The 11,142-nt window shown below is 58.2% G+C and carries 11 protein-coding genes; 1 reads left to right on the top strand and 10 read right to left on the bottom strand.

What is annotated here, in order from left to right; translation table 11 throughout:
- Positions 1–251: 251 nt before the first annotated feature.
- The 9 genes from RMR16_RS19385 to RMR16_RS19345 all read right to left on the bottom strand — a co-directional run bounded on the left by RMR16_RS19385 (position 252) and on the right by RMR16_RS19345 (position 8,535).
- A complete protein-coding gene (locus RMR16_RS19385) occupies positions 252–1,190 on the bottom strand; it encodes an acyltransferase domain-containing protein (RefSeq protein WP_320198944.1) in 939 nt (312 codons plus the stop codon).
- Positions 1,191–1,199: 9 nt separating this feature from the next.
- Positions 1,200–2,147, bottom strand: a complete 948-nt coding sequence (locus RMR16_RS19380; RefSeq protein ID WP_320198943.1) for an AEC family transporter — start codon at positions 2,145–2,147, stop codon at positions 1,200–1,202.
- A 4-nt stretch (positions 2,148–2,151) separates the two neighbouring features.
- Positions 2,152–2,988 carry a triphosphoribosyl-dephospho-CoA synthase MdcB gene (gene mdcB / locus RMR16_RS19375; RefSeq protein WP_320198942.1) on the bottom strand — a complete coding sequence of 279 codons (837 nt, stop codon included), beginning with the start codon at positions 2,986–2,988 and terminating at the stop codon, positions 2,152–2,154.
- Positions 2,985–3,614, bottom strand: coding sequence for a malonate decarboxylase holo-[acyl-carrier-protein] synthase (gene mdcG, locus RMR16_RS19370; RefSeq protein ID WP_320198941.1), 630 nt, complete (start codon positions 3,612–3,614; stop codon positions 2,985–2,987). Before mdcG ends, mdcB begins: the two co-directional genes overlap by 4 nt.
- 4 nt (positions 3,615–3,618) lie before the next feature.
- Positions 3,619–4,341 (bottom strand): biotin-independent malonate decarboxylase subunit gamma, encoded by a 723-nt coding sequence (locus RMR16_RS19365; RefSeq protein ID WP_320198940.1) that lies wholly within the window; start codon positions 4,339–4,341, stop codon positions 3,619–3,621.
- Positions 4,328–5,230, bottom strand: coding sequence for a biotin-independent malonate decarboxylase subunit beta (locus tag RMR16_RS19360; protein ID WP_320198939.1), 903 nt, complete (start codon positions 5,228–5,230; stop codon positions 4,328–4,330). Before RMR16_RS19360 ends, RMR16_RS19365 begins: the two co-directional genes overlap by 14 nt.
- Complete coding sequence (mdcC, locus tag RMR16_RS19355) at positions 5,227–5,544, bottom strand: malonate decarboxylase acyl carrier protein (RefSeq protein ID WP_320198938.1); 318 nt, start codon at positions 5,542–5,544, stop codon at positions 5,227–5,229. Before mdcC ends, RMR16_RS19360 begins: the two co-directional genes overlap by 4 nt.
- Positions 5,545–5,559: 15 nt before the next feature.
- Positions 5,560–7,206, bottom strand: coding sequence for a malonate decarboxylase subunit alpha (gene mdcA, locus RMR16_RS19350; protein ID WP_320198937.1), 1,647 nt, complete (start codon positions 7,204–7,206; stop codon positions 5,560–5,562).
- Positions 7,207–7,350: 144 nt separating this feature from the next.
- A complete protein-coding gene (locus RMR16_RS19345; protein ID WP_320198936.1) occupies positions 7,351–8,535 on the bottom strand; it encodes a carboxylesterase family protein in 1,185 nt (394 codons plus the stop codon).
- A gap of 360 nt (positions 8,536–8,895) precedes the next feature.
- Here RMR16_RS19345 and RMR16_RS19340 point away from each other — a divergent pair, with 360 nt between their 5' ends.
- Entirely contained in the window at positions 8,896–9,585 is a 690-nt protein-coding gene (locus RMR16_RS19340; RefSeq protein WP_320198935.1) for a GntR family transcriptional regulator, read from the top strand.
- Between the two features lie 720 nt (positions 9,586–10,305).
- Here RMR16_RS19340 and RMR16_RS19335 read toward each other — a convergent pair.
- Positions 10,306–11,124, bottom strand: coding sequence for an inositol monophosphatase family protein (locus RMR16_RS19335; protein ID WP_320198934.1), 819 nt, complete (start codon positions 11,122–11,124; stop codon positions 10,306–10,308).
- Between the last annotated feature and the right edge of the window lie 18 nt (positions 11,125–11,142).

The raw sequence follows: 11,142 nt of genomic DNA, 5'->3' as shown, positions 1-11,142 counted from the left end.
GCTACTTAGCGTAATTTCCCGCCAATTAGAATTTGGCGTTTCCCGAATACCAGAGATGCTTCGAACTCTTAAAATGATGGCTGGGGACCCTGTTCGACTGCTTCAAACAGTCCAGGAATCTGCCTCTTCCTCGGCACGGATCGCTGCCATGGCCGTTTCTAGGTTTTCCAGCGCCAGATCGAACTGGTCGGGATGCTAGGCGCGCGACCGCCGAAGAAAGCAAGTGCATAAAGTTACCCTAAGGCCGACGCCTACTGTTGAGACTGACTGGCGATCCAATCGCGTATACCAGACAGCCCCTTAAAGTCTTCGGCACAGCGTGATCGCGTTCGCGGATCGACTTCGGTCGCCATAGCGCTCAAAGCGTGTCCAGGGCCTAGTTCCAGAAATGCACTTGCGCCAGCCTCCCGACAGCTCTCCAGGCAACTGGCCCATTCAACTGTATGCGATATCTGATCAGCAAGCTTGGTCGCACCTGATGAGACGTCAAGTACCATAGCGCCGTCGATGCCGCTGAAGAGACGAACCCCATTAGGCACCCCAGAGCAGATCGCCGCTTTCGCCAGAGAAGATGCGAACGCGGCAGATGCGTTGGCGAGTCTTGGCGTATGCGAGGCAACATGGACTTTAAGACGGACGATACGCTCGGCGCCGCTGCGAACTGCCCCTTCTTCGAAAGTTTGGAGGGCAGCAACTGTGCCGCCCACGACGAAGCCATTGCCGGGATTGGCGATCGCAATTGCAGTTTCCTGAGTACGGCAGAGTCGTTCGATTGCCTCCCGCTTCAGTCCCCGGACAAACGTCAATCCTTCGCGACCGCGGCTTGCCGCGTTCATCGCCTCCGCGCGGATCGCAACCAGCCGGAGCGCCTGTGTCCCGCTGATGAGCCCTGCCAGCGCCCAGGCGGCAACCTCGCCAACGCTATATCCGGCGACTAAACGGCGTGCGGAAAGCGCGTCGCCCAGCGCAGCCTGCAACGCGACCGCCTGCAGCACACACAGGATCTGCGCTGTACGATTTTCCTCGAGCGCTTCAGGCGATGCGCTGCGCACGAGTTCGCGGGGATCTTGGCCGTCCAGCAGTTCGGCCGCGACAGTGAAGAACTCCGCCGCCTCTGGTGCGTCGGCGACCAGATCGAACATTCGAGCGTGCTGTTGCCCTTGACCTGAACAGAGAATGGCGATCGGCAAAGCGGGCTCCTATCGTGGATAGAGGAAAAGGATGGCGGCGCCCACCGTGACCATGCTGCATATCGTGCTGGCGATGACCATCGAACCCGCCTCCCTGGAGGCGACATTGTAGTTGACGCCGAAAAGGATACCGAAAAAACCTGATGGAAGTGCCGCCAGCAAAATAGCGACAGCGGCAACATCGGGTGAAGTCGGAATGACCCGCGTGAGGCCGAAGACGAAAAGCGGTTGCGCGAGATTGGATAGAAGAGTAGCCGCCACGACCTGCCGGTCAAGCTGGAAAGGCTGCGAAGACAAAACCAAGCCGGTGAGGAACAATGCGACTCCGCCCGCAGCCTGGCCGATCAACTGGAGCGATGATGTTACCAACACGTCGAGCTGAAGGCCCGAAAGAGACACAAGAGTGCCGCACACCGGTGCAAGCACGATCGGCTTAGCTACCGCGTCGATCACGGCCTTGCGCAAGCGAGTAGCCGCGTTGGACTGCGTCCCATCTGCCCCGGTTCTCGACAGTTCGAGGATGAGCAGCGTGATCGGAGTCGGCAAGATGGAGCCCGCAGCAATGGCGACAGCCACATGGACCGTCGCCTGAGGCCCGATCACCGCCAGCATGATTGGCAGCCCGGCAGCGGCGTAATTCGGAAGCGCGATCGTCAACGCCTGAACTGCGGCTTCGCCGTGCGACGCATTGTCTCTCAACTTCAATCCATACCAAATGGCGTAGAAGGCCATCATGGTGACGGCAAGCAATAGGAAAAGAGTACCCTCTGCGAACATCTTCTCGCGCGCAGTCGTAGCCGTAGCGACGAACAGCGAAGCTGGCAGCGCAAACTGCATCACCAGCGCATTCAATTCGGTCACATGGTGGTTGTCTATCGTGCGATGCTTTCCAGCAAAATAGCCGAGTGCAATCACAAAGAAGATAGGGACCAAGGCCTGCAGAATGATCTCGATCATGGCGTCAGCTCTCCTGCAGCTCGACGAATAGTGCCATACCAAGCAGATCGGCACATCCGCCGGGGCTTAGCCTGCGTGCTACGAACGCGTGGTGCATTGCCACCGCTCGCCTGTACCATTCGGGTGCCACGCAGCCTCCCGCTTCGAGAAAGGCACAGGCCTCCTCTTGAGCAAACCGAAGGCCCTCCAGGCCTCCACGATATAGCAAGTTGGTATCTGTCACGCGCGCTACGAGCGTCATCAACGCATGAACCTGTGCGGCATCCGTATCGAGGGGCGCAAGCCGACGTCCATCTTGGAGCGCCGGTATCGCCACGGTGTAAAGAGATGGAAAGCCTGCTGCGGCTTCGGCACGGGCGCCGCCCGCACCATGTTGTCTTGCCACTTTGCTGCCGTGGCTGTGGAGATGAACCGGGCCACCGACGATATCTGCGCCCCAACGATGTGCAACCACGCGTCCGAGAGTGCCTGACACAGCGTAGCGCGCCCGGAAACCCGCTGCGGCACAGAGCAGCCCCATCCCAAAGATGGCCCCGCGATGCGTGTTTACCCCACCCGTCGCGATCATCATCGCGCGCTCCGCTTCGATCCCGATTGACCGAAGCCTATCCATTTCTGCACCTGCGGCCCCGGCCTCGGCGAGGCGTGCGAAAAACGGTTCGAGGACGTCCGCACTATGGTTCATCATCTCGGCGTCCATGTCGTGATGCGCGCCACTATCGACCGGACTGACGAGGCCCGGCTTTGGATAGGTCGCGATCTCTCGTTTCAAGCAAAGCGTCGCGGCCTGTCCGATTACGCCTGTATCCAGTCCAGTTGTCGGAGAAAGAAGTGCGGTCATGAGAACACCATGTCGCGAGCAACCAGCCGGTTGCTATCCGATGATTTGGCCAAGACCTCATGGGCTCCGCTTGCCCATTCGCGCCATTGGATGGCAAGCCCGCCAGGGGTTACAATCTCACCGTCAAGCGTCACCGTCGACGCCGCGTCGATCGGCTTGATCGCAGCAACTATGCGATCGACGTCGCCAAGCGTCGACGCGTACCACAGGAGATCGATATCTGACGTTTCCGAGAGATACGGCAGGTCTGTTAGAAATTGCCAGGCAAGGCTTCCGAAGCAGCGCGTATTGGGTTCGACTGCCAACAACGCCTCGAGAGCAGGTCGCCACGTGACAGGGGCAGCGTCGATCACATCCGCAATTCTTGGCGGACTGGCGATCGACGCTACAGCTTCGAGTGGTGCTGCGAAGGATAGTCGCCTTTTGCCCAATGAGGGTGGCAGGGGAAGGCCGAGCGGCACACTGTCTTTGCTGTCGCTGCAAAGCCGCCGACGTGCGATGAGCGGTCGTCCGAACATCGCCCAATCGGCGACCTCAGCGAGATCTCGGGTATCCCCATGCGCCTCGATGAGTGCACTCCAGGATGCGGGGTAGAGATAGACGAGCTGATGTCTTTCGAAATACATCGGATCATCCCCTTTCCCGTGCAAGGGTGACAATCTCGTCGACGATCCCTTCAGCCTTCAAACGCCCCCCCCGCTCATTACCAAGGGCCGCCCGATCATCGCCACTTCGAGGTCGGGCGAGCAGCGCTGCGAGCTGATCGGCCAACGGCAGTTCGGGATCCCATGTTTCGGCAATGGCGCCGGTCTGAGCGAGATTTTCGAGACCCGGCGCAAACACGGGGGTTGCCTTCGCTTTCTCCTTTAAAACGTCAATCGGCAGCTTGGTGACGCGCGCCATCGACGGCAGGTCCATCACCTCTGGGTGAGCGCCGGGCAATGCAACGAGCGTTCCGCACGCCAGCGCCGTCGCGATAAAGGCGCCGGCGGCACTGCCTCCATAGAGCAGGCCCACGGTCCGATGTCCCCTTGTTTCGGCGAGCAAAAGCGATTTGGCGAGGTGCGCGAGATATTCGCTCAACCCGAGAAGCTCGTCGCGCCTGCTCATTCGTTGGCTTGAGGTATCGATGAGCAGCATGATGGGACTCGCATCCGCAGTGAACGCAATCTTCAACACATGGTCTGCAAGACGTATCGCCTCATCGATACCGATCGCGCTGCCGCCGCCAACGCTGATCACATGGATCATCGTACCATCGAGTGCAGTCGCAGTACCAAACGAAAGATCGCCATCAGCCGTCAATTGGTGACCCGTCGGGGAAAGTGAATTTAGGATTTCAGCGGGTGTCATCTGCGCTCTCCCTGTGCTTAGCGGCAAGTACCGCGAACTCTTCTGCCGGCATTGCCGGGATGTCGTCCGGGATATCGATCCCGAGTGCAGCCCAAATGTCGGTTGCGTCAGGTGCATCGCCGAACCGGGTGATACGGCGCTCAAGCCTGTTCTGTTCGGCAACCAGCGTTTCGGTCGTCAGCGAGGCGGACCTGGCAAGGCCGGCAGCCGCCGCGGTGCGAAAGGCGGCGGCATCATCAGCGACGAAAGCATCGGCCCCACCGATAAGCATCCGATGTTTTCCGCCCATCGTCCGCCAGACGAATGCGCGATCGCGGGAATCAAACTCCTCGACGCCCTTGTTCGTCTCGATGACCTCCGGACCAGAGACGCTGATCCGCCCCTGCTCCGAAACAATCAGCATCGAGCAGCATCCAGCGATCAGCCCCCCGCCGCCGTAGCAGCCGGCGCGCCCGCCGATCAGCCCGACGACACGGCATCCCGCTGTCCGCGCTTCGAATATGGCGCGCATGATTTCGGCGATCGCCAGTTCACCGGCATTTGCTTCTTGAAGACGGACGCCGCCGGTATCAAACGCGATGACGACATCGCGCTGCATTAGCTTTGCGGCACGGAGGAGACCGGTGAGCTTGGCACCATGAACTTCGCCGAACGCGCCACCCATGAAGCGGCCCTCCTGGGCCGCAACCAAAACGTCTGTGCCCATGATGGTCGCCGCACCGACGACAATCCCGTCGTCAAATTGCGCGGGCAGATCAAAAACCGCGAGGTGCGGGCTGATCTCTCTGCGCTCCGGGCCGATGAACTCGGCGAAGCTGTTGTGTTCGACCAGAGCTGCGACGCGGTCGCGCGCACTCGCTTCGTACCAACTTTTGTGGGAAGCAGTCATTCCTCTGGCTCCTCGATCAAGCGGACGCCTTGGGCGAGCCGCAGTGAGACGGTATCGGGGCGCGCGCCGCCATCGTTTATGGCGATGCGCAGGCCCCCGGCGGGACGGCGTGCGACGAAGTCTGAGGTGACCGCCTCCCATAGTTCGCGAAAACCGTGGGCGGCCGTGTTTATCTCGATCGTGCAACGGTCAGGCGCGACGCCTCGCTCGAGCAATATTTCGAGATTGCCAGATGCGACGACTCCGACCAACGCCATCGGCCGCTTACCTTGCGCAGCGGCAGTTGCCGCCAGATCAAATCGTAGTTTTTCCATAACAGAAGCGTCTCCTTACCAGTTGCGAAAGCGGCTCGGCGGCTGGTAAAGCCCGCCTGAAGCCAGCATCAGGTCTTTGATGGATTTTGCGGCGAGCAGATTTCGGTTGGCATCGAGCGGATCGATCCCGAGATCTTCCGGTCGCTGGATCACTTTCCGTGCTCGCAACCTCTCGACCATCGCCTTATCGCGACGTCGGCCAATTTCTGTATAGCCGGCGACACCGCGGATTGCCTGCTCCCGCTCATCTGCGTTCTTGCAGAGCAGCAGGTTGGCGATGCCCTCTTCCGTAACGATATGCGTGGTGTCGTCCGCGTAGACCATGATCGGAGCGAGTGGCAGGTTGAGTTTTTCGGCCAGTTCCAAGGCGCCGAGCTTTTCGACGAAGAGTGGCGTATTGCCTTCGCCAAACGTCTCCCCAATTTGGACGACCAGCTTGCGGCCACGCCTGAGCGGTGATGGCGTGTCGGGATCTGCCTCGGCGCCCGCCTGAAGCCAGGGTGCGCTGGGATGGCGCCGCCCGCGGGCATCGGACCCCATATTGGGCGCCCCACCGAAGCCTGCGACGCGATCGGCCGTGACGGTCGAGCTGTGTCCGGAAAGGTCAATCTGCAGCGTCGAACCGATGAACATGTCGCAGGCATACAAACCGGCAATTTGGCTGAAGGCTCGGTTCGAGCGCAGTGAGCCATCCGGCCCGGTAAAGAAGATGTCGGAGCGTGCGGCAAGATAGTCTTCCATTCCAACCTCCGATCCGAAGGAATGGACCTGTTCGATCCAACCCGCCTCGATCGCGGGAATGAGCGTGGGATGCGGGTTGAGCGCCCAGTGCGTGCAGATTTTGCCCTTCAAGCCGAGTTTTTCGCCATAGGTCGGCAGCAATAGCTCGATCGCCGCCGTATTGAACCCGATGCCGTGATTGAGACGACGCACACCATATGGCGCGTAAAGACCCTTGATCGCCATCATCGCGGTCAGAATCTGGGTTTCGGTCATCGCCGCTGGGTCGCGCGTGAACAAAGGCTCAACATAGAAAGGCTTCTTCGCGTCAACAACGAAGTGGACCCGGTCGCCGGGAATGTCTACGCGGGGAACCTTGTCGACAATTTCCTCGACCTGGGCAATGACGAGGCCGCTCTTGAAACTGGTCGCTTCGACAATGGTCGGCGTGTCTTCGGTGTTCGGGCCGGTGTAAAGATTTCCGTCGCGATCTGCGCAGACGGCAGCGATGAGAGCAACGTTGGGCGTCAGATCGACGAAATAGCGCGCGAAAAGCTCAAGATAGGTGTGTACAGCACCGAGCTCTATTTGCCCGCCGAAGAGCAGTCGGGCAATACGCGCGGATTGCGGTCCCGAGTACGAGAAATCGAGCCGCTTTGCTATTCCCTTTTCAAAGAGATCCAAATGTTCGGGCAACACGACGCCGGACTGGATCATATGCAGGTCGTGGATCTTCCCCGCATCGACATTTGCAAGGGCCCTCGCAAGAAGATCCGCCTGTTTCTGATTGTCGCCCTCGAGGCAGACACGGTCTCCCGGTTTCAAGACTGCCTCCAGAAACCTCTCAAGCGCGGAGGCCTTTACGACCTTGCCGACAGCAAACGCAGTGCCCGCGTCGATCCGTTCTCGCAATGCCTCTCTCTGTGTGTTCCAGTTTTTCATTTCGCTATCCGATCCAATTCAAAGCTGGTGTTCATAATGCACCCTGAGCAGGGCCTTGTTTGACGGGGCGATCCAATCGGGTCAGGACGCACAACTTCACAATTCGCCGTGCGCCCCGGATTACCAATCCGCCAACCACTGTCTTTAGGGCAAGATCCTAACGGTACCGGGCGACCAATCGGCGTCCGCGTAGTCGCCGCGCGCGAAGTCAGCCCAGAGCTTGCGCATATGCCTGCCGATCGGCTCGATCTTAGACCAGTCGGAGCCGGCAACTGCGGGGGCGGATCGCCAGGCTTGTTCGCTACCCAATAAGAACGGCAGCTCGATGCAGTGGCATGCGCCTAGCCCTGTGCCGGGCGACTCCCAGTCAAAGCGATAAAGCAAGGCCCGATGTCCCTTTTCCGCCATATCGCGCACCAGACTTCGCGAACCGCCCTCGAACAGCTCGTTCATTTCGCGCGTCTCGTCGAGAAAGCGGGTCTCAGTTCCAGGACTAGGCTTGACCTGCTTTTGCAGAAGAACGAACGGCAACGCGTCATCTCTGCACCAGCCGGCAATGACATCGACGCCTAAGCCGCTATCGGCAGGCGGCAGAACCGCACTCCAGAGAGCCAGTCTTTTTAGCTTGGCAGCAAGTCTGCCTTGAGCGGCGATGAGTTCGTCGATTGTCGCGCTGCGTGGGTCGCCTCCGAGTTCGTCCAGAAACATATCCGAAATCGTGTCCGCCTCGGCGCGGGTGTGGGCGAGACCATACGCGCCGCTTTGCAAAATCGCGCGCTTAAAGAGGTCTCCGCCATGCCCCCAAGCAAGCATCGTAGCTATCGAAAAGCCACCTGCCGATTGCCCGAAAACCGTGATGTTGTCGGGATCACCACCGAACAACCCGATATTGGCCTTGACCCATCGCAGCGCGGCAACTTGGTCGGCCATAGCCGGGCTCGGATCGCTCCCGCCAGGCTGCTGAAAGTAGCCAAAAACGCCAAGACGATAGGTCACGGATACAACGACGAGGTCCTGTTCAGAGGCGAGCTTGTCGCCATCGTGCCAGGAAAGTTCACCGCCACCCGTCACAAATCCTCCTCCATGGAAGAAGACCATTACCGGCCGCTTGCCCGACAGCGCCGGGCTAAAGACCGAGAGAATCTGACAATGTTCACTCATCTCCATTTCAGGCATCGGCCCCTGCACCAACTCAAGGCGAGAAGGAAGCTGGGGGCATATTGGCCCCCGCTCGGTGAGACGCACGCCGTCCCAAGGAATCAGCTCAGGCTGCTCGAAACGAAGAGAATGGGCGTACCGTATGTTTCGGAATATCTCGATGTCGGGCATGACTTTGGTTCTCCTAGCGGCTTAGAAACAGATGGCTTTGCTCGGCAAGCCATCTATCAACTCATGCTCAGCCCATCTTTCAGCTACGAATCGCGCATGCCACTAAGCAGACGGAACAGCGCCTCACGAGTTTGCGGCTGGGCTTCCATATTGAAGCGTCTCGGTACTCCACCTGAGCGCTTTCTGCATCTTATGTATTTTTATAATTACATAAGGTCAACTAATGTATGCAATAAATCCGTATATTTTCTTTAATGAGTACATATGGACGATTTTTTGAAGTCGGTGTTTTTCGTCCCGTGGACATATTGGTGGTGATGTTTTAAGGGTTAAACACGATCAATCCGCGCGAGGGACCGAATGAAATATCCTGACGAAATCGACGCCGACGAGAGCGTGGAATCCCGTGGGCGCCTCTCTGATCGGATTCTAAACGCACTCACTGACGACATTGCTGCTGGGGTTTTGACAGCCGGTACGGCTCTTGATGAGAAGCAACTTGCTGACCGCTTTGGCGCATCGAGAACGCCTGTAAGAGAGGCCTTGCGCCAATTGGCAGCCAGCGGCCTGGCGGAAAATCGTGCCCGCCGTGGAATGGTTGTCACGCGCATGACGCCGGAACGGGTCATGGAGATGTTCGAGACGATGGCAGAGATCGAAGCGTTATGCGTTCGCCTCGCCACGTTCAGAATGACGCCGCTGGAGCGCAGTCATCTCATGGAACTTCACGCGAAGTCCGTTGGTCTCGTAAGTGCGGGAGACTTTGATGGATACGATGAGTTCAATCGCGACTTTCACGAAAGCATATATCGCAGCACTCACAACGATTTCCTCGCGGAGCAAGCAATCGGTGTAAGAAGCAGGCTCAACAGCTTCCGTCGTACGCAGCTTAGGCACGGCGACCGCCTGCTGAAATCTCGTGAAGAACACGAGGCTATCATGCAAGCAATAGCTGAAGGGGACGGAGAAGTCGCGGCGCGGAGGATGCGCGCTCACATGCTAAATGCGGCGACGTCTCTACGACAGTATATCGATATACATTCTGAATAGAGGTTTTGCGCCATTAGATGGCACCTGCGCGAAGTCTGGTAGACGGCTCATGATGAACGCACGAAGCCCAAATCGCCCCCGCCCCGCATAATCGGCACCCTAACGTTAGCGCGAGCTATAGGCTCCGCTGCGGTTCAACGAGGTCGAATTCGGTGAGCGTAATCTGTCGTTCGCAATACAGCGAGGTAGTCGGAATAGCTGCTTGCCGTAACGAAGCGTCGAAAGCCGCCATACCGCAATCGGCCCCTCATTGGTCATCTGAACCCGCGTAGCAGCGCCTGTTTCATAGCGCGCTATGGACGAGGCCGTACCCAAGGCGATACCGCTGGCTGGCAGCTAATTCGAAATTCGAAAGCGGAAATTATTTCCGCCAGCTCGCCCGGTCGACTGAAACCCAAAGCCAGGGCACAAAGGTGGCATCCACGGTCGCTCGCGATGGGAAAACAGAGGGAATTTCAAGTAATTTCAACTAAGCCTTTGAAATTATGTGATAATCCAGGATCCCCAGTCATTATTTCCTTTTTCAAAACAAACAGCCACTTAGACAAAAATCGACCGGAATATGTTTCCGGGCCATTTGGCTCGCGCTCCGGGGCATCCAACACCGGAGTCTGTCAGTTTTATTCTGCACCATACCTGTATCTGCTCAATATCTCTTGCGCCGAGCAGATTGGCTGGTGTGCGCCCTCAAGTGACGCACACCTCAAACTCTCTGCGAAACTAACCAGCGGTCTCCTGCTCCACGTCGCGATGAATTTTCAAAAGCTCTGCATATGCAGAACGGTTGCTGGCCAGAACCGGGTGGCCAACCAGCAGATCCTCTCCCTTGCATGGGAAAGGCATAAAATCACCGCCCGCCTCTTTCACTAGGCAGAAACCCGCCATGCAGTCCCAAGCGCGCATGTAGGGCTCGTAATAACCGACAAGGCGGCCAGCGGCGACGTAAGCGAGCATCAGTGCGCCTGAGCCGTTGCGGATGAAGTTTCCGCCCATTCCCAACAGTGCCGTGACAACGGCGCCAACACGCTCTGGCGTGACATAGTTGTTGCAGCCGATACCGGTGAGAGCATTCTGGATGGTGCGCGATGGGTCGAGAACCAGCGGCTTGCCATTCAGGCTGGCGCCCAGCCCTTTGGCCGATGTATAAAGCTCGTTTTCGCATGGCACCTGTATGACGCCAACGACGGGAATGTTGTCGTGCAGTACCGCAATCGATACGCACCATGATGGCATGCCGTTCACGAATGGGGCCGTGCCATCGATGGGATCGACCACCCATGTATAACCAGAGTTTCCTTCTTGATACCCGTATTCTTCACCCAGAAAACCATCGTCCGGCAAAGCTTTGGCGACTTTTTCGCGCAGAAGGGTCTCCACGTTTCTGTCCGCTATAGAAACGACATCCTGTAGATCGCGTTTGGTTTCTATCACCAGTGTTTCGCGCTTGTTGAAATAATCAAGCGCAAGCGCCCCTGCTTCCGCTGCCAGCGATTTTGCCAGAGCAAAACGCGCTTCAATAGCGCTGTCATGTGTCGTCATCATGCTGTCCTTTAATTG

Source organism: Agrobacterium sp. rho-13.3 (assembly GCF_033957765.2).
Taxonomy (GTDB): Bacteria; Pseudomonadota; Alphaproteobacteria; order Rhizobiales; family Rhizobiaceae; genus Agrobacterium.
The sequence above is the reverse complement of the archived record's forward strand: the minus strand, read 5'-3'. Positions and strand labels throughout refer to the sequence as shown.